We start from the raw sequence: 24,403 nt of genomic DNA on the forward strand, positions 1-24,403 counted from the left end.
TCGCATAGCGTGTCTCACCTGTTTTCTTGCTGGTAGTTTGGGGTCACTTCTTGAGGGTGTCTGTGAGCACGAGGTCACCGGAGACCGTTACGTCGAAGACCCAGCCATGCGGCACACGGGCCGTAAAGTAGGGGCCTTCGACGATTGCGGGGCCCGCCGCCGAGGCCCCGGCCGTCTGGCTGTCCAAGTCGAATACCTGAACCTCGTCGACTTTGTCCACGGCGGAGCGGACCTTTCGGGTGGAGGCGGCGACGGCGGGCGTCTTCGCCACGGCTTCGGCCCGCCCGATCGATGCGTGCGGCAGCTCGAACCGGGCGGTCAGCGTCAGCATGGTGTCGTGGTCGCTGGTGCCGGGCTGCGGGTCGGAAGCCGAGTACGGCAGCTCGGACACCAGTTGCCCTTCGGCGTCCTCCAGCACCACGCTCCATTCGAGCCGGCATTCGTCAATTTCGTGGCCCTCCTGGAACATGTCCCTTGTTGCCCTGGCCAGCAGCATCGCCTTTGTTGCGCCGAAGTTTTCCTCGTCCATTCCCGCGACATTCGCCTCGTAGGTCTGCGCAATGTCGGAAAAGCCGATTCCGAAGGCGGAGAAGACCGCGGCCATCTTCGGCACCAGGACACGGCGGACGCCGGCGATCCGCGCGGCACCACAGGCGCTCATCGGTCCGGCACCTCCGAACGCAGCAACTGTTGTGGCGTCCGCAACTTCGACGTCGGCGGCAAAGGACTGCGACATACGTGCGAAGTAGGCGGCCTCCATCCGGATCAGGGCGTCATTCAGGGTGATCCCCAGGGGTTGCGCAATGACTTCGGTAATGACTGCGCGAGAGCGTTCGGCATCAAGACTGAACCCTCCATCGAGGTAGGTGTCCGGATCGAGCACGCCGAGCAGCAGATTTACGTCCGTGATAGTGGCCTGCTTGCCGCCAAAACCAAAACAAGCGGGACCCGGTGCAGCTCCGACGCTCTCGGGGCCGACAGTGATGACGCCGTGGCGAAGGGCAATGATAGAACTGCCACCCACGCCGCTCGAGTGGACGTTGCTCATCTCGAATGAAACCGGGACACCCTGGATCGAGCCCCTGCGGTCCGTCGAGATGGTCGAGTTCTTGACCGAGCCGACGTCCGTGGTGGTGCCGCCGACGTCGATCATCAGAACGTGCGCGAGTCCATACGCCTCCGAGAGGGCCTTGGTTCCTTCGAGCCCGCCGCGCGGACCGGAAGAGTAGGTCTTCAACGCGACCGACTTCGCTACCCGCGACGAGGCTCCGTCATTGCGGTAGATGAGCAGCGGGTTCTTGACCTTGTGGTCCCGCAGCCGGTGCTCGGTGCTGTAGAGGAACCGCTCCATGGTGGGATGCAGGAAGGAGTTGATGATTCCGGACCATACCCGGCGGGCCTGGACAGTGTCGGGCGTGAATTCCCAGGAGAACAGCATGGGTACCGAGCCCAGCAGGTGCCGGGGGAACTTCCGGAGCAAAACGCCTTTGACGGCCTTCTCCTTGTTGCGGTCGGCCATGGCGATGACCAGCCGGGCGGCGCCGTCGGTCGTCAGCCGGTTGACGTGCTTCACAATTTCCTGGGCGACCTTCTCCACGTCCTGTTCAGCGTGGATGACGGCCACTCGCGTGCCGACGAGGTCGTCAAACAGCTCAGCTGCTGCCCCGCCATTGCGGAGCTCGCCGGCCAGCGTGGGGCTGTCTGTGAGGATGCCAATACGGGGACCCTTGCGCTCCACGAGAGCATTGGTTCCTTGGGTGGTGGAGTACCGGATGTGACGGGTTGAGTGCAGAAGCCCGGGAAGATCCTCTTCGCCGAAGATTTCCTTGGAAGCTTTGGCCATGCCGTCGAAGAGACACTGGGAGAGGTCAAAGGGCGTCGTGAGAGTCTTCGTGAACGAAAAATTCTCACCGTCCCAGACGCAGATATCGGTCAGCGTCCCACCGTTGTCGATGTTAATGAGCCGTTCCATTGATACTCCTTTGTATGTTGAGGCGCGGTGACACCAGCGGCGCATTCCTCACTTGCGACTGTGATTCAAGCCACATTGAGGACTGGTCTCAGTGTGGCTCAGCAGCCGGAGTGGCCCGCAACCACCTGACCGGGTGGACTATTCCGGGCCGGGGCGACTACCCGGGTGGGTAGCGGACTCGAGATCGCTTCCCCGCACCCGTCCGGGAGTAGAATCCGGTCATGGGATCCGTCGATGACGCGTTGGCCGCCCTGCCCGAGCCGGACCGCGATGCCCTGCAGGTGGTCATCGCGGTTGCACGGGCGGCAGTCCCCGATGCCGTGGATGGCGTCAGCTACGGGACACCTGCGCTGAAGGTTCGAGGCAAGCCCCTTATCGGTGTCACGGCGAGCGCCAAACATCTCTCGGTCTTCCCGTTCTCGGCCAAAGTGGTGCAGGCCCTCGCGCACCGGCTGGACGGTTTCTCGGTGTCCAAAGGGACCATCCGTTTCACGGCAGACCACCCCGTCCCGCCCGGGATCGTGGCGGAAATCGTCCGGCTCCGCCTCCGGGAAATCCCCTAGACTCGACTCAAACCGCGACCGCAATCCGAGGAGCCCCCATGCGCGCCACGATCATCCACGGCCCCGGTGACATCCGGGTTGAAGACCGTGACTATCCCACCGTCCAGTTGCCCACCGACGCCGTTGTGAAGGTCACCGCGTCCTGCGTGTGCGGGTCGGACCTGTGGCCCTACCGCGGCGTGCGGCCCACTCGCCGGCCCACCGCGATAGGCCACGAGTTCATCGGCACCGTGGAGAGCATCGGCTCCGGGATCACCGGCCTGGCCGTGGGCGACCTCGTGATCGCACCGTTCGTGATCAGCTGCGGGGCCTGCCCCCAGTGCCTCAACGGCGTCACCGTGGCCTGTGACCATCTGGCCGGCTGGGGCGGCAAGGACGACACTGGCTTGAGCGTCGACGGCGGCCAGGGCCAGGCGGTCCGCGTCCCGCTGGCCGACTCCACTCTGGTCAAGGTTCCCGGCGTCACCGAGCCGGATGACGCCCTCCGGAAAAGCCTGCTGACCCTGTCCGACGTGATGGCCACCGGCCACCACGCGGCCCTCGCCGCGAAAGCCGGGCCGGGCCGGACCGTCGTGGTGGTGGGCGACGGCGCCGTCGGACTCTGCGGGGTGCTGGCCGCCAGGCGGCTCGGGGCGGAACGGATCATCGCGATGTCGCGCCACGCCGACCGCCAGGCGATCGCCCGCGAATTCGGGGCCACCGACATCGTGGCGGAGCGCGGGGCCGACGGCGTCGCCAAGGTCCGCGAACTCCTCGGCGGAGTGCTGGCCGACTCCGTGCTTGAGTGCGTCGGGACCAAGGAATCCATGGACCAGGCGCTGCACTGCACCCGCCCGGGCGGTGCTCTGGGGTTTGTCGGGGTCCCCACCGGCGGCAGCGAGGTCCCGCTGCGCTACCTCTTCGACACGAATATCTCCATCGGCGGCGGCATGGCCCCGGCACGCACCTACATCCCGGAACTGCTGGCGGACGTCCTCGACGGCACGATCAACCCGGGCCGCGTTTTCGATGTCGTTATGCCGCTCGAGGAGGCCGCGGAGGCTTACCGCGCCATGGACGAACGACGCGCCATCAAAGTCCTGCTCACCCCCTAAGGGAACACCCTCTTCTGGCTCTTGTTCTGGCTCTTGTTCTGCCAGGGCACGGGGTCTACCGTGGGCGCATCAGCATCCGCCGCCGTCGAGGAGCCGTCATGGCCAGGTTTGTGCAGATCATCGAATTCCAGACTTCCCGCATCGAGGAAATTGAGGCGCTGGGCCGGCCGTCCAGGACCGAGGGAAGCACTCCGCCCACCTTCCGCCGGATCCTGGCCGCCGCGGACCGCGACCGCCCCGGAACCTATCTCACCCTGGTCGAATTCGATTCATACGACTCGGCCATGGAGAACTCCGCGCGGCCAGAGACCTCCGACTTCGCCGCACGGATGGCGGCCCTCTGCGACGGGCCGCCGGTGTTCCGGAACCTGGAAGTGATGTGGGAGGACACCGGCAGTCCAACGGACCTTCCGTAAGGGCCGGTCATGGATATTGCACGTCCTGACCCGTCGACCAGCAGTTCCCTCGCAGCACCCCTCGTGCTGGACCTCAACCGGACCGGCACGGCGCCCCTGAAGCTGGTGGGAGGCAAGGCCCTGAACCTCGGCAAACTCCTGGCAGCCGGCATGCCGGTGCCGCGCGGGTTCTGCCTCACCACTGTCGCCTACGATCTGGCGGACCCACCCGGACTCGCAGCCCTCGCGGCCGAGCTCGATGCGCCGCGATCGGGGGCGGGAACAGCGGCATCCGAGGCAGCGCGGGGCACAGGAACACCAGGCACCGCAGCGCCGGTCATGGTTGCCGGGCGGGCCAGGGCACTGGTCGAGGAAGCGCCGATCCCGCCCGCGGTGGATGCCGCCGTCCGCACCGCCTACGCGGACATGGGCGGAACCCTGCCGGTGGCCGTCAGGTCCTCCGCCACGGCGGAGGACCTGCCCTTCGCCAGTTTCGCCGGCCAGCAGGACTCCTACCTCGACGTCGTCGGCGCCGACGCCGTGGTCGAGGCGGTCCGGCGCTGCTGGGCATCCCTCTGGAGCGACCGGGCGGTGGCGTACCGGGCCGCCAACGGGATCAGCAACCGCGACGTGGGACTCGCCGTCGTCGTCCAGGCCATGGTCGACGCCGCCACGGCCGGAGTGCTGTTCACCGCCAACCCCGTCACCGGGACCCGGACGGAGACGGTCATCAACGCGAGCCCGGGCTCGGGGCAGGCCGTGGTTTCGGGAGCGGTCAACCCGGACCAGTTCGTGCTGGACACGGCCTCCGGCGCGGTCAGGCTTCGAACGCCGGGAGGGCCGGTCCCCGGTCGCGGCCCGGCCCTGGACGAGCCCCAACTGCAGGAACTCACGGCGCTGGGAGACCGCCTCCAGCGTCTCCTCGGGGCGCCTCAGGATATCGAATGGGCCGTCGACACGGCCGGCCGGATCTGGCTCACCCAGTCACGTCCGATCACCACGCTGTATCCGCTGCCCGAGCCAGCGCCCGGAGACGTCGCCGCCGGCGCCGCGGCGCCCACCAGGGTGTACCTGTGCGGCACCCTGTTCCAGGGGCTGACCCGGCCGATCACGCCGATGGGGCTGGCCGTCCTCGGCGTGATGCGCAACAGAAAGGGGCCCTGGCGGTACGTCAATCCGGGCCTGCGGATGTACGTTGACCTCACGGCGGTGGTCCGCAACAAGTCCGGCCGCGCCTACCTGCTGCGGGTGCTCCCCCTGGCGGACGGCAGATCCGGTGCCGTGATGCCGGCCCTGCTTGAGGACCCCAGGTTCAGCCTCGTCGAGCACCCGTTCCGGGCACGCCTGCGCAAGGGCGGGCCCGCACGCCGTGTCCCCCCGCCGCCGCGACGCACCGGCAGCACCGGCAGCACCGAGAAATCGGCCAGCCTCGGCCTCATCCTGGGGCTCATTCCTGCCATGATCCGCTGCGCATTGCGGCCCGCCGCCGAGCTGCGGCGGGCCAAAAACTACGGCAGGGGGCTTGAGTCCGAGCTCCGTCTGGCCGAACCCGCGAGCTCCGCCCAGCGGCTCGTATACACCGAGCAGATCCTGGGCCGGACCATTGACGGCCTGATCCGGGCCACGCTGCCGGCCCCGTCCGTGGGCTACATCATGCTGGCCGCGGCCCGGCGGTTGCTGCGCGGCATCGCCCCGCCCCGGGAGCTGGAAGCTGTCCTGCGCGGCCTCCCCCACAACATCACGACCGAAATGGACCTGGAGCTCTGGCAGCTCGCCGTCTCCACCGGCGACGACCCGGTGTCGCGCGGGGAATTCCTCGCAAAACGCCCCGAGGAGCTGTCCGCCGAGTATCTCGCCGGCACTCTGCCGCCCCAGGCCCAGGCTGGCGTGCGCGGCTTCCTGGCCCGCTACGGCCACCGCGCCGTGGCGGAGATAGACCTCGGCATGCCCCGCTGGTCCGAGCAGCCCGACCACATCCTCGGCGTGATCTCCAACTACCTCCGCGTCGAAGATCCGGAGCAGGCTCCCGACCGGCAGTTTGCCCGGGCCGCCGAGCATGCGGAGGACCGGATCCGCAGCCTGGTGGACCAGGCGCGAGTCCGGGGCCCCTGGCGCGCACGGGCACTGCAACTCTGTCTGCGCCGTGTGCGGCAACTGGCGGGGCTGCGGGAACTGCCCAAGTTCTACATCGTGCTTGTGCTCGGCGAGATGCACCGGCAGCTGCTGCGGATCGGCGCGGACATGGCCTCGGCCGGCACGATCGCCGCCGCCGAGGACGTGTTCTTCCTCGACTTCGACGAGATCCGCGTGGGCCTGCGCGGCGCGGACCTGCACGGCATCGTCGCGGACCGCCGCCGGCTGTACGACGTTGAACTGCGACGCCGGCGCATCCCGCGGCTGCTACTCTCCGACGGCACCGATGTGGAAGCCGCCATGATGGCGAAGTCTCCGCCGTCCGGGGACCTGACCGGGACACCTGCCTCCGCCGGCACCGCCACCGGACGGGTCAGGGTGATCATGGACCCGGTCGGCGCCCACCTGGAACCCGGCGACATCCTGGTGGCCCCTTCGACGGACCCCGGCTGGACGCCGCTGTTCCTGACGGCCGGCGCGCTCGTCATGGAAATGGGCGGGGTCATCTCGCACGGGGCCGTGGTGGCCCGTGAGTACGGCATCCCGGCCGTCGTCGGCGTCCCGGACGCCACCACCCGGCTGCGGACCGGCCAGACCGTCACCGTCGACGGCGCGGCGGGCACCATCCGCGAGGAGCCGTGACGCAGGCTGGCGGTGCCATGAACCGGGCCTGCCGGGCCGCAGCACGCACCGTGCTGCTGGCCAGGGCAGGCTGCCCTCACAGCTATAGCACAGGTGTGCCAGATAGAATGAGAGGATGACCACCCCGGCCCACCAGCCAATGCATCACCAGTCGTCCTTTCAGCTGTCCCGGCAACGGCCGCTTCCGTCCGAAGGATCGTTCGCCCTGGCCCGCAAGGCCAGAAACGTCCTGCAGCGGGTTCCGGTGTGGACGTGGCGGGTCCTGATGCACTCGGTGAAGGCCAGCGAGAACTCCCGCTTCAACGTCGACCCGATCACCGGCGTCGACTACTTCCACGACATCGACTTCGTGGGCGACGGCATCCGGGCGCACCGCCTCGACGTCATCACCCCCCAACTGCCCGTCAGCACCGCAGCAGCCGGCAACGCAGCCGGTGCCGGCTCGCCGGGGACGTTGCCCGTCTACGTGTACTTCCACGGCGGCGGCTGGACGTCCGGAGACAAGGCCTCGCTGACCAAGTACTGCGCCAGCCAGGCCGAGGGCGGCATGGTGGTGGTCAACGTAAACTACCGCAAGGCTCCGCGTTTCCAGATGGCCCACGTCCTGGCGGACGCCAACGCCGCGCTTGCCTGGGTCCGAGAGAACATTGCCAGCTACGGCGGGGACGGATCGCGGATCGTGCTCGGCGGTGACTCCGCCGGCGGCCAGATCGCGGCCCTCCTGACCGCGGCCAGTTTCCGGCCGGAACTGGCGCGGCACCACGGCCTCACCCCCGCCGTCCCGGCGTCCGATTTCAAGGGGCTGGTCCAGCACTGCAGCGTGGTGGACTTCTCGGTCTTCTTCGAAAAGGGCTTCGTGCTCCACCTGAACTTCATCCGCATGCTGCTTCCCGGCCTCCGTTCCGGCGGCCCGAAGCGCGGCATCGGCGGGGGTCTGCGCGGCGGCCTTGGCAGCAGGTTTGCCGGCTCCGGTCCCAGCCGGCTGGAGGCCCTCCGCAAGGGCGCAGGCTTCCTCTCCCCCATCGAATGGCTTGATTCGCGCTTCCCTCCGGTCTTCGTGACCACCTCGGAACGGGACTTCTTCTACGCCGCCAACATGAACTTCATTGCCCGGCTGCGCGAACATTCGGTCCCCGTGGACAGCCTCGTCTACGGCTGGCACAACTCCAACACCGAACACACCTGGCAGCAGGACTTCCGCTACCCGGAATCGCAGGAAGTGTACCGCCGGCTGCACGCCTTCGTGCGCAAAGTCGCCTAAGGGCTGCTGTTCCGGCCCGGCCGGGTCCCGGCCGCCGCCGCTCCGGGCTATGTTTAGTCCATGGTGTCTGCCGACAGCAACGCACAGGGCGACCGCGATCCTGAGGGATTTGGATCGGCCCTGGTGGACGAGGCCGCCCGCCGGGACGCCGCCCTGGGCGACGTGGACTGGACCGCCCTGCCCGAGGGTGCGGTCCGGGGCGTCTTCGAGGCCCCCAGCGGTCCCCTCGCCACCCTCTCCATGGGGACGCCGGGCAACCCCCGGGTGCTCCTGATCCCCGGGGCCACTGGATCCAAGGAAGATTTTGTCCTGATGTTGCCCGAGCTCGCCGCCGCCGGATATTTCGTCCTGAGCTGCGACATTGCCGGCCAGTACGAATCCGCCGCGGCGGGCCCGGAAAACCTTGTGCCGCCCCGCGCGCACTACGACTATGAACTTTTCACCGACGACCTGCTCGCCATACTCGACGCCGACGACGCGGCCGCTCACGTCGTCGGGTATTCCTTCGCCGCGATTCTCGCCCAGGTGGCTTTCGCCCGGCGGCCGGAAAAATTCCGCAGCCTCACCCTGCTCAGCTGCCCGCCCGAGCCCGGCCAGAGCTTCCGCGGCGTCCAGCGCATCGGACGGTTCAGCAGCTGGGTCAGCCCTAGGATCGGGGCCGCGCTCATGATCTGGGGCATCCGCGTCAACGTCGTGCGTGTCCCGCCCAACCGGATTCGGTTTGTGAACCAACGGTTCCGTTTCACCCGCCGGAGTTCGGTGCGCGACATCGTCGGACTGATGCAGCACGCGCCGGACCTGAGGGGCGTACTGGCGGCGGCGGCGGCGCCGAAGTTCGTCGCCGTCGGGGAACACGACCTCTGGCCGCTGGCGCTGCACCGCCGCTTCGCGCAGTCCATCGGCGCACGCATCGCGGTGTACCGGGGCGGGCACAGTCCCAGTGAGACCTCGCCGCACCAGATGAGCCGGGACCTGATCGCACTCTACGGATCCGCCTAGGAATCGGATTTAGGTCTTCTGCGGCGGCGGCACGAGGGCGATGATGAGACTACCGACCTCCGTCGGCTCGATTCGATCGGAGAAGATCATGCTCAAGGCCTGGCTGTGCAAGCTGAACATCCAGCACGATTGGCATATTGAACACGCCGACGATGGCACCCTATATAAGCGCTGCAAACGCTGTGGCAAAGACGACGATCGTGGAGGCGGCGGGGCCGGTTCCTTTGGAGTCTGGGCAGGTCCGGCTGGGGGCTAGGGTGTCATCAGATCTCGAAGGGCTGCCCGGTTCCATCGCCCCGGCGGTGCCGCCGTGGCCTTATCCCGGCGGGCGGCGGCCCCCGGCTTTGCTCAGGTTGGGGTAGCCAGTCATGGCGACACGCCGTTGCGCGGGTGGTCGCGTTCCGATTGACGACGGCGGCGGCGCCGCCGGCACGGGCCCTCCTGCCTGAACTCGATGCCGAAAGTGGTCCACGCCATGGACAGCCGGCGCCCGACGGAGTGCCAACTCGCCAGCGGCCGCGCGGAGACTTGCACGCGCAGGGTGGGGTCGGCGATCACGGTCACTTCGGGCGGGATCTGGTAGGAAATGTCCAGATCATCGTGCACCGCCGGAAGGCCCCGATGGACGGAGTTCCGGATCCGGTCCCAGACGTCCGAGCGCAGGGCGAAGTTCGAGCCAAACAGCGGAGGATGGCCCAGCAGCTTTTCCGCGGCCCAGAAATACGCGGGAATGTAGACGCTCGTACCCACCCACCGGGCGAACCGGGTTTCGCCGTAGAAGTCGCCGGGACCGGACACGGCGGACAGCGGGCCAGCCTTTTCCAGGATGGCTTCGACCCGTTCAAGCCAGTCCGCGGGCGGGACCGAGTCCGTGTCCAGCCGGGCCAACAGCTCGCAGCGCGCCTCGTCGAATCCGTACGCGGTGGAGGCTGCGATACCCGGCAGTTCGACGGCGATCCGCCGGGCCCCGGCGGCGGCGCAGACCTCCGCGGTGTTGTCCGTGCTGGCGTTGTCAATAACGACGATTTCATCAGCCGGCCGGATCTGCCGCGCGAGTGCCGCGAGGCAGACGGCGAGCATGTCAGCGTCGTTCCGGGTCGGGATAACCACCGAGATTGTTGTCATATTGCCCCGACTATAGTCCGGGAACGGGACGAAATGCCCCCCTTGGACCCTTGCACCACGGCCCCCGGCCCCGTAGGTTGGGCAACAGCGGACGAATGTCTCCGCAGCCGTTGGCCCCCGGGCCGCCGGAGATCAGCAGCATTTCAGAAGGATATGGCATGGCTACAGGCACAGTTAAATGGTTCAACGCCGAAAAGGGTTTTGGCTTCATTGCCCCGGATGACGGGTCAGCCGACGTTTTCGCCCACTACTCGGCAATCGCCAGCAGCGGCTACCGCTCGCTGGACGAGAACCAGAAGGTCGAGTTCGACGTCACCCAGGGTCCGAAGGGCCCGCAGGCCGAGAACATCCGCCCGCTCTAAATACTCCGGATAGCAGCACCGGCCAGCCGGCCGCCATGCTTTCCCCAAGACCACAGACGCCCCGCCCGAGGATTCCTCGGACGGGGCGTCTGTCGCTGTTGGGGGTGCCGTCCTGTCAGCCGCCGTGGACCCACGGCCGCCTCGTCACGTCCGGTTCCGCCTCCCGCAGCACTTCGCGGGTCACCGGCCCTCGCCCCGGTACTTCTCGCCAGCCACGTCCCGGTAGCCGGGACAGGCGCTTAGTAACGCGATGACGACGAGCACGGGGGTGAGGGTTGAGGCCCGCCGACCAGTCTGCGTGGGCACTGGGCTTGAGATCCACAGGTGGGGAAGGCTAGTCCGGGTCTGCCCCCAACCAGGCTCACCGGAGCCCAACGTTCCAGGGACGCCGCGCTTCGCCAACGCTGACTGCCCCGACGACGGGCCGCGTTTACTCCTGCACTGTTTCATGCGTGGATACTTGGATAATGAATTCGCACAGCGCCACCACCGGGGGGACTGCCGACACGGACCCGATGTCGCAGCTGCCGGCCCAGATCTGGGCCGTACTCAACGGCATCCCGGCGATGGTGGGGTACTGGGACAAAGATCTGCGCAACCGCCTCGCTAACGACGCCTACGGCGAATGGTTCAGCGTCGACCCAAGCCAGATGCACGGCCTGCATATCCGCGAGTTGCTGGGCGAGGAACTGTTCGCGGCAAACCGCGGGTACATCGAAAAGGTGCTGGAGGGAAAGCCGCAGGTCTTTGACCGGACCCTTGTGGATACCAGCGGCAAGACCCGGTATACCCAAGCCTCCTACGTACCTGACCTGAGGGGCACCGATGTCCTGGGGTTTTTTGTGCTGGTCACCGACATCACGGAGCGGGTCCTCTCCGAGCAGCGCCAGCAACGCGACATGGCCCGCTACCGAGCCCTTGCCCGCAGCATCCCAGGAGTGTTCGTCCTCCTATTTGACTCGGACCTACGCTACCTGATCGCGGAGGGGCGGGAACTGGAGAGGTTCGGGTACCGCAGGGATGAGATGGAGGGCCGGCTGATCCACGATGCCCTGCGAGACGGGCTGGCGGACGAGCTGGAGCCCCGCTACCGCGCGGCATTGGCGGGTAAGGAAGTCTCGTGGAGTCGCCGGGTAGATGACCGCACGTACCGGCTGACGGCCGGGCCGGTTGCGTCTGACGGTGAGACCGCCGGAATGGTGGTGGCTGTCGACGTGACAGAACGCCGAAGGCAGGAAAAGACATGGGCAGGACTGCACGAGATTTCTTCGGCAATCGCTCGCAACGCGCCGCCGGACGACATCGCCGAGCAGGTCGCCGCCGTCGTGCGCTCAATCTTTGACGTGGATTCGGCTGCGGTCACCCGCTTCACCGGCCCCCTGGCTGCCGAAATCGTGGCGATGGCGCCAGCGCTCCCGTCGACCCTGAGCCGCCGTCACACCTATAAGCCAACGGACGCCCCGGCGACCGTGCGAGTGGCAATGACCGGAAAGCCTGCCCTGGCGCTTTACGTCCCGGGCGGCGGACTAGCGGCGGAACAAATGCTAAAAGCCGGATTCCGGTCCTCGGCAGCCGCACCGATCCGGGTGTCCGGGTCGCTTTGGGGTGCCGTGGCCCTCACCTCGAAGGCGGAGACCAACCTCACCGCGGCCGTCCTCGATGAGCTCGCCCAGTTTGCCGAACTCGTGGAAATTGCCATCGGCAACGCCGAGGCCCGCACGAGTCTTGAGCTGCAGGCCAGCACCGACGTCCTCAGCGGCCTGCCCAATCGCCGGTTCCTCGAAGAAAGGCTTGCCCGCGAAACCGAGCTCGCCGCCGCCCGGGGCACCAAGCTGAGCGCCATTGTTCTCGACATCGACCATTTCAAGATGGTCAATGATTCATTTGGCCACCTGACGGGGGACAAGGTGCTGGCGGAGGTCGCGGCGCGGCTCCAGGACGTTGCCCGGCAGGGCGAGGTTCTCGCCCGTTTCGGTGGCGAGGAGTTCGTCTGGTTACTGCCCGGCAGCAGTGGCGGAGAGGCCCTGCAGGCAGCTGAGCGCGCCCGGCTGGCGGTAGCCTGTCGGCCCTTTAACGGCGTCGGTAGCATTACCGTGTCCGCCGGCGTCTGCGAGCTCCAAGAGGCCGGAACGCATGCCTTGCTGGCCTGCGCGGACCACGCCCTTTACGCCTCCAAACATGCCGGCCGAAACCGCAGCATGCGTTATGAGGCTGCGGCAGCCGAACCCGCGGATCCTAGCGCCTGACCCAGACCCGGCCTGCCGGTGGCCATCCGACGGCCAAGGCCTAGCACCCGCATCCCGCCGGGGGCGTCAGGACAGGAATCCGCGCAGCAAGGAAGCTGTTCCTTCCAGGTGCTCAACCGTGGCCCGCTCAGCCGCCGCGGAGTCGCCACGAAGGATCGCGTCCGCGATTTGCGCGTGCTGCTCGTTGGAGTGCTCCAGGTTCGTGCTCAGGAAAGGGATCCTGTCGAGCAAATCGTTGATCCTGGACCGCGTTTCAGCCACCGCTCCCACGAGGCTCGGCGAACCCGTCAGCTCGGCGATCGCGATATGGAACCGGGCATCCCTCGGCCGGTAGTTGGCCTCGCTGGCGACGGACACATCGGTTAGGCAGTTACGCAGGTGACCCCGGGCGGCGGCGGACAGGTCCGATCCGGCCGCCAGGGAGCTTGCCGCCGGTTCGATGACGCCACGGAACAGTAGTACGTCGTGGACCTCGGCGCGGTCCAGAGGGCGGACCCCCCGGTTGTCTGTCCGCACGTGGTTTTCGGAGACGTAGGTCCCGCCGTACCGGCCGCGTCGAACCACCAGGTATCCCGCAGACTGCAACTCCCCCAGTGCTTCCCGGAGGGTCGCCCGAGACACACCCAGGTGCTCAGCCAGCTCGCGTTCCGGAGGCAACTTATCGGCCGGCGCAAAGATTCCGAGTTTGATGGTCTGCAGAATATGCTCGATGGTTTCTTCGAAAGCGTTTCCCCCGCGCACCGGGCGCAGCATTGAGTACGGCTGCTGCAACGAGAAGTCGGTCAAGATCAGCTCCGCTCGGTCCGCGACTCTATACGTTCTTCGATCATATATTTAGACGTCAATAGAAGTTCGTTCTGCAGACCAATGAAACCGGGCAACGAGCGGGGATTCGCACGATTTAGAGGAAACCCTTGACGAATGTGACCTATGCCACCACACTGGAAAACGTGCCCTTGGACTGATAACAGTCCTTTAGAAAATCTGGGCGACCCTCCTATTATCAAGGGAACCTCATGAAATCAGTAGATCACGTCGCCGGCGTGCAGGACGCGGGCGGCGGCAGTGAATCGGATTACCTTCAGCACCGCAGGCTTAAGCGCGGCGCTGCCGGGTGGATCCTCCTCGCGGGGCTGGGCGTCGCCTATGTCATTTCCGGCGACTTCGCCGGATGGAACCTCGGTCTCGCCCAGGGCGGGTGGGGCGGTCTGCTCATTGCCTTCGTCCTGATGGGTGTCATGTACACCTGCATGGTCTTCGGCCTCGCCGAACTTTCGTCCACTTTGCCCACAGCCGGAGCCGGTTATGCCTTCGCCCGAAGAGCCCTGGGCCCGCTTGGCGGATTCGCAACCGGCGTCGCAGTACTGATCGAATACGCCGTGGCGCCAGCCGCGATCGCCACCTTCATTGGAGGCTACATTGAGGCGCTGGGGCTTTTCGGCCTCACCAATTCCTGGCCGGTTTACCTGGTCACCTACATCATCTTCATCGGGATCCACCTGCGTGGGGTCGGTGAAGCGCTCAGGATCATGTTCGCAATCACCGCGGTTGCCGTGGTTGCCCTGATTGCCGCCGTAGTCGGACTCCTGCCGAGATTCGACCCGGCCAAGTTGTTCGACATCGTGCCGGACGGATCTGTCGGTTCCAGTCCTTTCCTGCCCATGGGCGTCGGTGGAATCCTTGCCGCCCTCGTCTACGGCATCTGGTTCTTCCTCGCCGTTGAAGGTGTGCCGCTGGCCGCGGAAGAATCGGCGGACCCGAAGCGGGACATGCCCCGGGGCATTATCGTCGCCGTCATCACCCTGGTCATCTTCGGGGCCCTGATGCTGGTACTCGTTCCCGGCGCTGCCGGTTCCCAGGCCATGAGCGTCTCTGACAACCCGCTGCCGGAGGCACTCCGGCTTGCCTACGGCGGAAACACAATCCTTGCCGATTTCGTCAACTACGCGGGATTGGCCGGGCTCGTGGCGAGCTTCTTCTCGATCATCTATGCCTACTCACGGCAGCTGTTCGCTCTGTCCCGCGCGGGGTACCTGCCCAAATGGCTTTCGCTCACCGGGACCCGCCGCACGCCGTACTGGGCCCTGATCGTTCCCGGCACCATCGGGTTCCTGCTCGCGGCCATCACACAGGACGGCGCCTTGCTGATCAACATCGCCGTTTTCGGAGCGACGGTGTCCTATGTACTGCTGAACCTGTCCCACATCGTGCTCCGGGTTAAGGAACCGGAGCTGGAGCGGGGCTATCGTACGCCGGGAGGCATCGCCACCACATCCGTGGCCCTCGTCCTGTCCGCCGTCGCGGTCGTCGCCACCTTCGTGGTGGACGTCTACGCAGCCTCCATCACGGCGGCCATCTTCGCCGCCGCGATCGCCTACTACTGGTTCTACAGCCGCCACCGCATCGTCACCGGTTCCCCGGATGAGGAATTCGCCCGGCTCGCGCTGGCCGAGGCCGAACTGAAGCAGTAGCTATTCCCGACCACTCTCCACCCACTGCAAACGACGTTGCGGAGCAATCATGACTGAACAATCACAAAACAACGGCCTGAACGCCCAGCTCACGCTTGATGAACTGCGGGCGGAGGTCGCCACGGGCGGCATCGACACCGTCGTCGTGGCCATCACTGACTCGCTGGGCCGCCTTCAGGGCAAGCGCTGCGGCGCGCGGTCCTTCCTCGAAGACGTCCTCGAGCACGGCGCGGAAGGCTGCAACTATCTGCTGGCCGTCGACGTAGAGATGAACACCATAGACGGTTACGCAATGTCCTCATGGGAAACCGGTTATGGCGACATGATGATGCTTCCGGACGTCTCAACCCTGCGCCGGGTGCCGTGGCAAGAAGGAACCGCGCTCATCCTCTGCGACGTGATGTGGTCGGACAAGTCGCCCGTCGTGGCGTCACCTCGGCAGATCCTGCGCGCTCAAGTGGAACGGCTCGAGAAACTCGGGTACCGAGCCTTCATGGGCACCGAACTTGAATTCCTGATGTTCGACGACTCCTACCGTCAGGCATGGCAGAAGAATTACCACGGACTCGAGGCTTCCACCCAGTACAACGTTGATTATTCGCTGCTCGCGACCGCCAGGCTGGAACCAGTGATCCGATCAATCCGTACCAACATGGAAGCGGCCGGGCTGGTCGTCGAATCGTCAAAGGGCGAGTGCAACCTGGGACAGCAGGAGATCACTTTCCGCTTCGATGAGGCTCTCAAGGCCTGCGACAAGCACACGTTCTACAAGAACGGAGCCAAGGAAATCGCCGACCAGTATGGCAAGAGCGTCAGCTTTATGGCCAAGTACGATGCCCGGGAAGGCAACTCGTGTCATATCCACTTCAGTCTGACCGACCTCGATGGCAATCCCGTGCTGCCAGGGGACGGCGAGCATGGTTTCAGCCCCGTGATGGAGCACTTCATGGCCGGGCAGTTGGATGCGCTGAAGGAGCTCACCTATTTTCTTGCTCCGAACGTCAACTCATATAAACGGTTTGTCGAAGGCAGCTTCGCCCCTACCGCCATCGCCTGGGGAATGGACAACCGAAGCTGCGCGCTGCGGGTTGTGGGCCATGGAAAGGGACTGCGCACCGAAATGCGCGTCGGCGGAGGCGACCTGAACCCGTATCTGGCCGCGGCCGCCCTGATCGCCGCTGTGATCCACGGACTGGAAAACCGTCTTCCGCTGGGCCCGGTCATGCAGGGAAGCGCCTATGCTTCGGATGCCGACCGGCTCCCGACCAACCTCCGAGACTCCCGCGACCTGCTTGCAGAGAGCAGCATCGCCCGGAAGGCCTTCGGTGACTCCGTCGTGGACCACTACGTCCACGCCGCCGGCATCGAACTCCAGGCCTACGACAGCGCCGTGACCGACTGGGAGCGCATTCGTGGCTTCGAACGACTCTGAGGCTTACCGGCCACGGATCGCCCTGACCAGCTACTACCAGGATGCGGCCTGGGGAGTTTGGAACGCCAAGGCCGCCATTGTCCCCGGAACCTACGTCGAGGCCGTGGTCGCAGCGGGCGGCACGCCGATCCTGCTACCGCCGCTGGGCACGGACGAAACTGTACTGGACCTGATGGACGGTCTGATCATCGTGGGCGGACCCGATGTGGATCCCTCCCGCTACGGTGCTGCTGCGCACCCGAAAACGATGCCGCAGCCGCTTCGGGATGAGCATGACACCATCCTGACCCGGGCGGCGATGGAGCGCGGACTGCCGTTGTTTGCCATCTGCCGCGGGGCCCAGATCCTCAACGTGGCCCTTGACGGCAGCCTGATCCAGCACCTCCCGGACATCAATACGACGGCCAACTACCAGCCGGCCCCGGGGGTCTTCGGCGACGCCGCATTCACAACAACGCCGGGCAGCCTGATCCAGTCGTTGCTCGGCGACGCGGCCGAGGCGCCGTGCTACCACCACCAGGCCATGGACACCGTGCCGCCGGGGCTGCGGGTCACCGCGTCCTCCGCGGATGGAACCATCCAGGCCCTGGAGGCAAAAGACGCCCCCGGCTGGGTCCTGGGCGTGCAATTCCACCCGGAACAGAATCCGGAAGACCTGCGGCTGTTCCGCGGCTTCGTCGAGGCCGCCGGCAGCTACCGCGCCAACCGAAATGAGATGTCTACGATATGACAGCCACAACCTTCGACGTCGTCAATCCCTCCACCGAAGAAGTCATCGAGACAGTATCGCTGGCCGGACTGGCCGAAGTGGACGACGCCATCGCCCGCGCGGCCGGTGCTTATGAGTCCTGGCGCGCGGTCGCCCCGTCGGACCGCGCGATGCTGCTAAGGCGCTTCGCTGCGGCGGTGGACGCCGACCTTGAAAACCTGGCCCGGCTCGAAGTCCTCAATGCCGGGCACACCATCGGCAACGCCCGCTGGGAAGCGGGCAATGTCCGCGATGTCCTCAACTACTACGCGGCAGCCCCGGAACGCCACTTCGGCAAGCAAATCCCAGTCGCCGGCGGCGTAAACATCACCTTCCACGAACCCCTCGGGGTTGTGGGGATCATTGTGCCGTGGAATTTCCCCATGCCGATCGCCGCCTGGGGCTTCGCCCCGGCCCTGGCCGCGGGTAACACCGTTGTGCTCAAACCAGCCGAGATGACCCCGCTGACGGCGCTGCGGCTCGCTGGGCTGGCGCGTGAAGCCGGCCTCCCGGAGGGCGTCTTACAGGTGGTGCCCGGCAAGGGTTCCGTTGTCGGGCAACGGTTCGTGACCCACCCCGCTGTCCGGAAGGTCGTCTTCACCGGTTCCACCGGCGTCGGAAAGAAGATCATGGCCGGCTGCGCGGACCAAGTGAAGCGGGTGACCCTGGAGCTCGGCGGCAAAAGCGCAAATATCGTCTTCGACGACGCCGATCTGGAACTGGCAGCCGCCTCCGCGCCGGGCGGCGCTTTCGACAATGCGGGCCAGGACTGCTGCGCGCGCTCCCGCATCCTGGTCCAGCGCAACGTCTATGACCGCTTCATGGAGCTGCTTGAGCCCGCTGTCAAAGCCCTCATCGTGGGAGACCCGTCCGACGCGGCAACTTCGATGGGGCCGCTGATCTCGGCCCAGCAGCGCCGCACAGTCGCGGGCTTCGTGCCGGACAATGCACCTATCGCTTTTCAAGGCCAGGCTCCCACGGGGACGGGGTTCTGGTTCCCGCCGACTGTTCTGACCCCCGGCACGGACTCGCCGTCGTTCACGGAAGAAATCTTTGGTCCGGTGGTGGCGGTAGTGCCGTTCACCGACGAGGCCGACGCGATCCGGATCGCCAACAACACCGAGTACGGGCTCTCCGGCTCCATCTGGACCTCGAGCGTGGACCGCGCCCTCCGCGTAGCCAGGGCCGTTGAGGCCGGAAACCTTTCCGTCAACTCGCACTCCTCCGTCCGGTACTCCACGCCCTTCGGTGGCTTCAAACAGTCCGGGTTCGGCCGCGAGCTCGGGCCGGACGCCCTGGATTCCTTCACGGATACCAAAAACGTCTTCATTTCCACGCCTTCCCTGACCTAAACAATCCCACGGCCCTCACCGCCATGCTTAAAGGAGTTCCCATGCAGACAGTAGTATCCAACCGCCTCACCGGACGCAGCGCAGTCATCACCGGTGGCGCCAGCGGCATCGGGCTGGCCACGGCCCGCCGGATGGCTGCGGAGGGCGCCAACGTTGTCATCGCCGACATCGAACCCACGTCAGGACTCGCGGCAGCGAACGAAGTTGGGGGCCTCTTCGTCAAGGTCGACGTCACTAGCGAGGAAGACGTCCGCAACCTCTACGCCCAGACCAAGGAAACCTTCGGCAGCGTCGACATCGCCTTCAACAACGCCGGCATCTCCCCCGCCAGCGACGGCTCCATCCTGGACACCGGCATCGACGCCTGGCGCAGAGTTCAGGAAGTGAATCTGACTTCGGTGTATTACTGCTGCAAGTACGCCATCCCCTACATGCAGGAACAGGGGAAAGGCTCCATCATCAACACGGCCTCATTCGTGGCGGTTATGGGCGCGGCGACGTCCCAGATTTCCTATAGCGCATCCAAGGGCGGAGTGCTTTCCATGAGCCGGGAACTCGGCGTTGAATTCGCCCGGCAGGGCATCCGGATCAACGCCCTGTGCCCCGGTCCGGTGAACACCCCGCTGCTCAAGGAGCTGTTTGCGAAGGATCCGGAGAAGGCCGCCCGGAGGCTGGTCCACGTGCCGCTGGGCCGCTTTGCCGAGCCCGAGGAACTTGCTGCCGCCGTGGCGTTCCTGGCCAGCGATGACGCCTCGTTCATCACCGCCTCGACCTTTTTGGTCGACGGTGGGATTTCCGGCGCCTACGTCACTCCGATCGATTAGGCCCGGAACCTCGTAGCGCGGGGTGCCGGCCAGGATCATCCCGGCCGGCACCCCGGTGCCTTAAACGAACGCGGACTTGCCCGTCACGGCCCGGGCCACGATCAGTGAGTTAATCTCGTAACTGCCCTCATACGTGTAGAGGATCTCGGCATCACCAAAGAGCTTGCCCATCTCGTAGTCGCTGCTGATCCCGTTGCCGCCCATCAGCGAACGCCCCATCGCCACCGACGCCCGGGCCAGCCGGGTGGTGGTGGACTTGGCCATCGCGGCCTGGACCATCTCAAGCTTGCCGTCCTCCTGGATCCTAGCCAGCTGCGCCATCAGCGACAGCGACGCGGAAGCGTTGCCCAGAATCTCGGCCAGCTGCTGCTGGATCAGCTGGAAGCGCGCCAGTTCCTTGCCAAACTGCTTCCGCTCCAGCGAATAGGACCGCGCGACGTCGAACGCGGCCAGCTGGATGCCGGCGGCCTGCCAGCCCACCCAGGCGCGCGAATCCCGCAGAAGCTCATTGGCCTTGGAGAAGTCCGTGGCCCCGGGGAGCAGGTTGGACTTCGGGATGCGGACCTCGTCGAGCGCGATATCGGCGTTCTGCATGATCCGCAGCCCGATTTTGTTCGCGATCTTGGTGGCCGTGTAGCCGGGACGGTCCGTCTCGACGATGAATCCCTTGATCTGCTGGTCCGCGACGTCCCGCGCCCACACCAGGGCGAAGTCTGCAATCGTGCCGGCGCCGATCCAGCGCTTGGCGCCGTTGATGACCCACTCTCCGCCGTCCAGCCGTGCCGTGGTGGCCAGGCCGCCCGCGATGTCCGAGCCGTGCTCCGGCTCGGTCAGGGCAAAGGCGCCGATCTGCGTCAGGGCCGTAAGCCCCGGCAGCCAGCGCGCCTTCTGTTCCTCGGAGCCGAGCTGGTCGATCATGCCGACGATCAGCTCATTGTGGATCCCCACAAGGGCCGAGAGGGACACATCGGCGCGGGCCACCTCGACGTACATGAGGCCCTTGAACAACTTGGACGTCCCGTCCGTCTGCAGGCTGCCCAGGCCGTACTTGCCGAGCTCGGCGACCAGCCCGAAGGGGAAATCCTCACGGTTCCAGTAATCGATGGATGCCGCCCGGATCCGGGACTGGAGGAAGTCACGGACTTCCTGGTAGCGGGACTGCTCCTCCGGGGGAAGCAGGTCGACGATGTACATCAGGTCGGCGTCCGGGAACGGCGGTGCCGCCATACCGGCCGCGCCCTCCGGGGCTGACGCGGCGGGCTGCCGCTGTGTGGTCTCCTCTGTGAGGGTCGGTCCGCTGGCACGTCCTTGTGGCTGCACGGGCGTGTATCCCTTCGTAGTGATCCGGTCATGAACCGGGTCGGCTCTTCCAAACCCTTGGATGTCCTAGTATATTGCATAGTGATGGTGATCACTAGGAAACCCATGATCACCGGGCAACGGCGCCGGGCTCGAAACGGCTGCGCCACCAGACTTCGAAAGGTGCACCATGACAGTCACTGAGGAATTCCGCGTAGCACGCGACCGCATGCTTGACCTCCGCAAGGATTACGAGGCGGCGCGCAGCGAATTCCAGTGGCCGCGCTTTGAGCACTTCAATTTCGCCCTCGACTGGTTCGACCAGATCGCGGCGGATCCCGCCAAAGCGAACAACCCGGCCCTCGTCATTGTCGAGCAGGACGGCTCGGCCACGCGGCGCAGCTACGCGGACCTGTCCCGACGCTCTGCCCAGGTGGCCAACTGGCTGCGCAGCCAGGGTGTGCGGCGCGGCGACCGGATGATCATCATGCTCGGCAACCAGGTGGAACTCTGGGAACTGATGCTTGCCGGCATCAAGCTGGGCATCGTCATGATCCCCACCACCACCCTGATGGGGCCGGCGGACCTGAAGGACCGGGTGGAGCGCGGCGGCGCGAACTGGGCCGCCGTCGGGAGTGCCAATATAGGCAAGTTCGCCGAGGTACCGGGCGACTACACCCTGGTTGAAATCGCCAGCGACGCCGGCGACGCCGCCAACCCGGCCGCCCTGCAGTACACCGGGTCCGCCGGCGCGGAGGAGGCCTTCACCCCGGACACTCCGACCCGGGCCGACGAGACCCTGCTGCTCTACTTCACCTCAGGCACCACCTCCAAGGCCAAGCTGGTCGAGCACACGCACACCTCCTACCCGGTGGGCCACCTGTCCACCATGTTCTGGATCGGGATGGAGCCCGGCGATGTGCACCTCAACGTTGCCTCGCCCGGCTGGGCCAAGCACGCCTGGTCCAACGTCTTCACGCCCTTTATCGCCGAAGCCTGCGTGTTCGTCTACAACTACGAGCGCTTCGATGCCAAGGCACTCATGGAGCAGATGGACCGCGAATCGGTGACGAGCTTCTGCGCCCCTCCCACGGTCTGGCGCATGCTCATCCAGGCCGACCTGACACTGCTCAAGAACCCGCCCACCAAGGTGGTCTCCGCAGGCGAACCGCTCAACGCCGAGGTAATCGACCAGGTCCAGCGCGCCTGGGGACAGACCATCCGCGACGGCTTCGGCCAGACCGAATCCACGGTGCAGATCGCCAACACCCCCGGCCAGCCGATCAAGATCGGCGCCATGGGCAAGCCGTTGCCCGGCTACGACGTCGTGCTCGTGGACCCGGCGACGGGTGACGAGGGCGACGACGGCGAGCTCTGCCTGCGCCTCGACCCCCGCCCCGTCGGGCTGATGAAGGCGTACTACGGCGATCCCGAAAAGACGGCGGAGGCGTTCCGTGACGGCTACTACCACACCGGCGACATGGCGAGCCGGGACGAGCGCGGCATCATCACCTACGTCGGCCGCGGCGACGACGTCTTCAAGTCCTCCGATTACCGGCTCTCCCCGTTCGAGCTGGAAAGCGTGCTGATCGAACATCCGGCGGTGGCCGAGGCCGCCGTCGTCCCTTCCCCCGACCCGCTCAAGCTCTCGGTGCCCAAAGCGTTTGTAGTCCTGGCGGCCGGGCACGAGGCAGGCCCGGAACTTGCCGAGGACATCCTGCGTTACTGCCGCGACCATCTGGCCCCGTTCAAGCGGATCCGCCGGCTGGAATTCGCCGAACTGCCCAAGACCATCTCAGGCAAGATCCGGCGCGTGGAGTTGCGGCACAGCGAAGAAATCCGCCACGGCGGCGGGACGGTCCCGGCCGGCCTCGGCACCGAGTACTCCGAAGCCGACTTCCCCGGCTTGAAAAGCCCCGCCGGAAGCTAGGCTGAATCCCATGAGATGCAGGATGAGAAGCTGGGGGTGCCGTGGCAACGCCGCTGCCGCGTGATCCGATCGCCGATGCCCGGCTGAACTGGGCACGGCACGGCTGGTCCGACGTCGCCGCACCGATGGCGGCCATCACCGCCATCATGCGGACCCAGCAGATCCTGCTCGCCCGGATCGAGGGCGTCTTGAAGCCGTTCGGGCTGACGTTTGCCCGTTACGAGCTGCTCGCCCTGCTGAGCTTCGCCCGCAGCGGCGCGCTGCCCATGAACAAGGCGAGCGCGCTGCTGCAGGTCCACCCCACCTCGGTGACCAACGCCGTCGACCGGCTGCAGGGCGCCGGGCTGGTGAACCGCTCGCCGCACCCCACGGACGGACGCACCACCCTCATTGAACTCACCCAGGAAGGGCGTACGCTGGCTAAAAGGGCGACGGCGGCACTGAACTCCGACGTATTCGCCCAGTCCGGCTTCGCGGAGCAGGATGTCGACCAGCTGATCCGGATCCTGGGCACCTTCCGCCGCAACGCCGGCGATTTCAGCGAATAACCCCGGCCGGAAGGCCCCAACAGAACTGACGTCCCGTCACACCGCAGTGACGGGTTCCGCGGCACCAGGAGACGACTCATGCAGCCGAACGCCTATTCCCGCCCCGATGACCGGGAGCTGCTCCGCGCCTCCCTGCGCCTGCTTTCCGGCAGGTTCAGGCCCGCCGTGCTCTTCGCCGGACTCGCCAGCGGCGAGCTGCTGCAGCTGACGGATTTCCTGGGCACCGCCACGTCCAGCCTGCAACAGCTCGTCGTCGTCCCCGGCACGGGGCTCGGCGGCCGTGTCTTCACCCAGCGGCGGCCTTACCTCGTCGAGGACTACATCGCCTCCGAGGGAATTACCCATGAATACGACCTCGCCGTCCGGCGGGAACGCCTGACCTCAATGGCGGCCGTGCCCGTGGTGGTCCATGGCCAGTCGCGGGCGGTGCTGTACATCGCCAGCAGGGACAGCGCGCCGCTGGGCGAAAACGCTGTGTTCGAGGCGATGGAGGCGGCAGCTGAAATCGCCGCCGAACTGCGGATCCGGGACGAGGTAGACCGCCGGGTCTCCATCATCGATACCGCAAGGGCCGCGCCCGCCCTCGTCCAGGACCGCAGCTGGCTCGAGCACGTCCGGGAAGCCCACGCCGAGCTGCGGTCCCTGGCCGGCACAGTGTCCGATCCTGACCTGGCGCGGCAGCTGGACATCATCGGCAGCCATCTGGCGCCGCCGTCCGCCGTCGGCATCCATCCGACGGCCAGGCTGGCCCGCCGTGAGCTCGATGTGCTGGCGCAGGTGGCGCTGGGCTGTTCGTACCAGGAAACCGCTGAACGCCTCGGCTTGAAAGCGGTGACGGTCAAGAGCTACCTGCAGAACGCGATGTCCAAATTGTCCGCGCACAACCGGCTTGAGGCCGTCTCCGCGGCCCGCCGGCTGGGGCTCATCCCGTAGGGCGGGGCCACCGGTTTTCACCGACAGCCCCGCCACCACTGCCGGATCCCCAAAGCCCGGACCCCGCAGTTCTT

At 66.3% G+C, this 24,403-nt stretch carries 21 protein-coding genes; 16 read left to right on the forward strand and 5 right to left on the reverse strand.

Annotated features, from left to right (window positions below; genetic code table 11):
• Positions 1-43: 43 nt before the first annotated feature.
• Entirely contained in the window at positions 44-1,972 is a 1,929-nt protein-coding gene (locus ACZYZ3_RS13470; protein WP_463964322.1) for a hydantoinase/oxoprolinase family protein, read from the reverse strand.
• A 221-nt stretch (positions 1,973-2,193) separates the two neighbouring features.
• Here ACZYZ3_RS13470 and ACZYZ3_RS13475 point away from each other — a divergent pair, with 221 nt between their 5' ends.
• From ACZYZ3_RS13475 to ACZYZ3_RS13500, 6 genes are all read left to right on the forward strand, one after another.
• Positions 2,194-2,535, forward strand: a complete 342-nt coding sequence (locus ACZYZ3_RS13475) for an iron chaperone (RefSeq protein WP_463964323.1) — start codon at positions 2,194-2,196, stop codon at positions 2,533-2,535.
• Positions 2,536-2,573: 38 nt separating this feature from the next.
• A complete protein-coding gene (locus ACZYZ3_RS13480) occupies positions 2,574-3,629 on the forward strand; it encodes a zinc-dependent alcohol dehydrogenase family protein (RefSeq protein WP_463964324.1) in 1,056 nt (351 codons plus the stop codon).
• Between the two features lie 98 nt (positions 3,630-3,727).
• A complete protein-coding gene (locus tag ACZYZ3_RS13485) occupies positions 3,728-4,045 on the forward strand; it encodes an NIPSNAP family protein (protein ID WP_463964325.1) in 318 nt (105 codons plus the stop codon).
• 9 nt (positions 4,046-4,054) lie between these two features.
• The gene (locus tag ACZYZ3_RS13490; protein WP_463964326.1) at positions 4,055-6,799 is read left to right on the forward strand and encodes a PEP/pyruvate-binding domain-containing protein; all 2,745 of its coding nucleotides are present in this window, start codon (positions 4,055-4,057) and stop codon (positions 6,797-6,799) included.
• Between the two features lie 115 nt (positions 6,800-6,914).
• A complete protein-coding gene (locus ACZYZ3_RS13495) occupies positions 6,915-8,060 on the forward strand; it encodes an alpha/beta hydrolase (protein ID WP_463964327.1) in 1,146 nt (381 codons plus the stop codon).
• A gap of 60 nt (positions 8,061-8,120) precedes the next feature.
• The gene (locus ACZYZ3_RS13500; protein ID WP_463964328.1) at positions 8,121-9,059 is read left to right on the forward strand and encodes an alpha/beta fold hydrolase; all 939 of its coding nucleotides are present in this window, start codon (positions 8,121-8,123) and stop codon (positions 9,057-9,059) included.
• Positions 9,060-9,425: 366 nt separating this feature from the next.
• Here ACZYZ3_RS13500 and ACZYZ3_RS13505 read toward each other — a convergent pair whose 3' ends face one another.
• Positions 9,426-10,184 (reverse strand): glycosyltransferase family 2 protein, encoded by a 759-nt coding sequence (locus tag ACZYZ3_RS13505; protein WP_463964329.1) that lies wholly within the window; start codon positions 10,182-10,184, stop codon positions 9,426-9,428.
• 158 nt (positions 10,185-10,342) lie between these two features.
• Between ACZYZ3_RS13505 and ACZYZ3_RS13510 the strand changes: the two genes are divergently transcribed.
• Positions 10,343-10,546 carry a cold-shock protein gene (locus ACZYZ3_RS13510; protein ID WP_013599688.1) on the forward strand — a complete coding sequence of 68 codons (204 nt, stop codon included), beginning with the start codon at positions 10,343-10,345 and terminating at the stop codon, positions 10,544-10,546.
• Positions 10,547-10,726: 180 nt separating this feature from the next.
• On the opposite strand, the gene ACZYZ3_RS13515 is transcribed toward ACZYZ3_RS13510, so the two are convergent.
• Positions 10,727-10,852, reverse strand: a complete 126-nt coding sequence (locus ACZYZ3_RS13515) for a hypothetical protein (protein WP_463964379.1) — start codon at positions 10,850-10,852, stop codon at positions 10,727-10,729.
• A gap of 161 nt (positions 10,853-11,013) precedes the next feature.
• Here ACZYZ3_RS13515 and ACZYZ3_RS13520 point away from each other — a divergent pair, with 161 nt between their 5' ends.
• Positions 11,014-12,792, forward strand: a complete 1,779-nt coding sequence (locus ACZYZ3_RS13520) for a sensor domain-containing diguanylate cyclase (RefSeq protein WP_463964330.1) — start codon at positions 11,014-11,016, stop codon at positions 12,790-12,792.
• 66 nt (positions 12,793-12,858) lie between these two features.
• Here the strand turns inward: ACZYZ3_RS13520 and ACZYZ3_RS13525 are convergent, their stop codons facing one another.
• A complete protein-coding gene (locus ACZYZ3_RS13525) occupies positions 12,859-13,578 on the reverse strand; it encodes a FadR/GntR family transcriptional regulator (protein ID WP_463964331.1) in 720 nt (239 codons plus the stop codon).
• A 230-nt stretch (positions 13,579-13,808) separates the two neighbouring features.
• Here ACZYZ3_RS13525 and eat point away from each other — a divergent pair, with 230 nt between their 5' ends.
• The 5 genes from eat to ACZYZ3_RS13550 are packed head-to-tail and all read left to right on the forward strand — an operon-like array spanning position 13,809 to position 19,619.
• Complete coding sequence (gene eat, locus ACZYZ3_RS13530; RefSeq protein WP_463964332.1) at positions 13,809-15,263, forward strand: ethanolamine permease; 1,455 nt, start codon at positions 13,809-13,811, stop codon at positions 15,261-15,263.
• Between the two features lie 49 nt (positions 15,264-15,312).
• Positions 15,313-16,695 carry a glutamine synthetase family protein gene (locus tag ACZYZ3_RS13535; RefSeq protein ID WP_463964333.1) on the forward strand — a complete coding sequence of 461 codons (1,383 nt, stop codon included), beginning with the start codon at positions 15,313-15,315 and terminating at the stop codon, positions 16,693-16,695.
• Positions 16,676-17,425 (forward strand): gamma-glutamyl-gamma-aminobutyrate hydrolase family protein, encoded by a 750-nt coding sequence (locus tag ACZYZ3_RS13540; RefSeq protein ID WP_463964334.1) that lies wholly within the window; start codon positions 16,676-16,678, stop codon positions 17,423-17,425. The genes ACZYZ3_RS13535 and ACZYZ3_RS13540 overlap by 20 nt, the downstream gene beginning before the upstream one ends.
• Positions 17,422-18,795 carry an aldehyde dehydrogenase family protein gene (locus ACZYZ3_RS13545; RefSeq protein WP_463964335.1) on the forward strand — a complete coding sequence of 458 codons (1,374 nt, stop codon included), beginning with the start codon at positions 17,422-17,424 and terminating at the stop codon, positions 18,793-18,795. The genes ACZYZ3_RS13540 and ACZYZ3_RS13545 overlap by 4 nt, the downstream gene beginning before the upstream one ends.
• Before the next feature lie 41 nt (positions 18,796-18,836).
• The gene (locus ACZYZ3_RS13550; protein ID WP_463964336.1) at positions 18,837-19,619 is read left to right on the forward strand and encodes a 3-oxoacyl-ACP reductase; all 783 of its coding nucleotides are present in this window, start codon (positions 18,837-18,839) and stop codon (positions 19,617-19,619) included.
• A 60-nt stretch (positions 19,620-19,679) separates the two neighbouring features.
• Here ACZYZ3_RS13550 and ACZYZ3_RS13555 read toward each other — a convergent pair whose 3' ends face one another.
• Positions 19,680-20,846, reverse strand: coding sequence for an acyl-CoA dehydrogenase family protein (locus ACZYZ3_RS13555; protein ID WP_463964376.1), 1,167 nt, complete (start codon positions 20,844-20,846; stop codon positions 19,680-19,682).
• 262 nt (positions 20,847-21,108) lie between these two features.
• On the opposite strand from ACZYZ3_RS13555, the gene ACZYZ3_RS13560 reads away from it, so the two are divergent.
• The 3 genes from ACZYZ3_RS13560 (at position 21,109) to ACZYZ3_RS13570 (ending at position 24,329) form a co-directional block, all read left to right on the forward strand.
• Positions 21,109-22,848: an AMP-binding protein gene (locus ACZYZ3_RS13560; RefSeq protein ID WP_463964337.1), complete on the forward strand. Its 1,740-nt coding sequence runs from the start codon at positions 21,109-21,111 to the stop codon at positions 22,846-22,848.
• Between the two features lie 41 nt (positions 22,849-22,889).
• Positions 22,890-23,396 carry a MarR family winged helix-turn-helix transcriptional regulator gene (locus tag ACZYZ3_RS13565; protein WP_463964338.1) on the forward strand — a complete coding sequence of 169 codons (507 nt, stop codon included), beginning with the start codon at positions 22,890-22,892 and terminating at the stop codon, positions 23,394-23,396.
• 78 nt (positions 23,397-23,474) lie between these two features.
• Positions 23,475-24,329, forward strand: coding sequence for a LuxR C-terminal-related transcriptional regulator (locus ACZYZ3_RS13570; RefSeq protein WP_463964339.1), 855 nt, complete (start codon positions 23,475-23,477; stop codon positions 24,327-24,329).
• Positions 24,330-24,403 lie beyond the last annotated feature (74 nt).

It is taken from the genome of Pseudarthrobacter linnaei (assembly GCF_055412825.1).

Coding starts and splice junctions, on each gene's coding strand:
- ACZYZ3_RS13495 (WP_463964327.1), top strand. CDS start 6,915: ATGACCACCCCGGCCCACCAGCCAATGCATCACCAGTCGTCCTTTCAG.
- ACZYZ3_RS13560 (WP_463964337.1), top strand. CDS start 21,109: ATGACAGTCACTGAGGAATTCCGCGTAGCACGCGACCGCATGCTTGAC.
- ACZYZ3_RS13500 (WP_463964328.1), top strand. CDS start 8,121: ATGGTGTCTGCCGACAGCAACGCACAGGGCGACCGCGATCCTGAGGGA.
- ACZYZ3_RS13510 (WP_013599688.1), top strand. CDS start 10,343: ATGGCTACAGGCACAGTTAAATGGTTCAACGCCGAAAAGGGTTTTGGC.
- ACZYZ3_RS13535 (WP_463964333.1), top strand. CDS start 15,313: ATGACTGAACAATCACAAAACAACGGCCTGAACGCCCAGCTCACGCTT.
- ACZYZ3_RS13545 (WP_463964335.1), top strand. CDS start 17,422: ATGACAGCCACAACCTTCGACGTCGTCAATCCCTCCACCGAAGAAGTC.
- ACZYZ3_RS13520 (WP_463964330.1), top strand. CDS start 11,014: ATGAATTCGCACAGCGCCACCACCGGGGGGACTGCCGACACGGACCCG.
- ACZYZ3_RS13485 (WP_463964325.1), top strand. CDS start 3,728: ATGGCCAGGTTTGTGCAGATCATCGAATTCCAGACTTCCCGCATCGAG.
- ACZYZ3_RS13555 (WP_463964376.1), bottom strand. CDS start 20,846: ATGGCGGCACCGCCGTTCCCGGACGCCGACCTGATGTACATCGTCGAC.
- ACZYZ3_RS13475 (WP_463964323.1), top strand. CDS start 2,194: ATGGGATCCGTCGATGACGCGTTGGCCGCCCTGCCCGAGCCGGACCGC.
- eat (WP_463964332.1), top strand. CDS start 13,809: ATGAAATCAGTAGATCACGTCGCCGGCGTGCAGGACGCGGGCGGCGGC.
- ACZYZ3_RS13505 (WP_463964329.1), bottom strand. CDS start 10,184: ATGACAACAATCTCGGTGGTTATCCCGACCCGGAACGACGCTGACATG.
- ACZYZ3_RS13490 (WP_463964326.1), top strand. CDS start 4,055: ATGGATATTGCACGTCCTGACCCGTCGACCAGCAGTTCCCTCGCAGCA.
- ACZYZ3_RS13550 (WP_463964336.1), top strand. CDS start 18,837: ATGCAGACAGTAGTATCCAACCGCCTCACCGGACGCAGCGCAGTCATC.
- ACZYZ3_RS13570 (WP_463964339.1), top strand. CDS start 23,475: ATGCAGCCGAACGCCTATTCCCGCCCCGATGACCGGGAGCTGCTCCGC.
- ACZYZ3_RS13480 (WP_463964324.1), top strand. CDS start 2,574: ATGCGCGCCACGATCATCCACGGCCCCGGTGACATCCGGGTTGAAGAC.
- ACZYZ3_RS13470 (WP_463964322.1), bottom strand. CDS start 1,972: ATGGAACGGCTCATTAACATCGACAACGGTGGGACGCTGACCGATATC.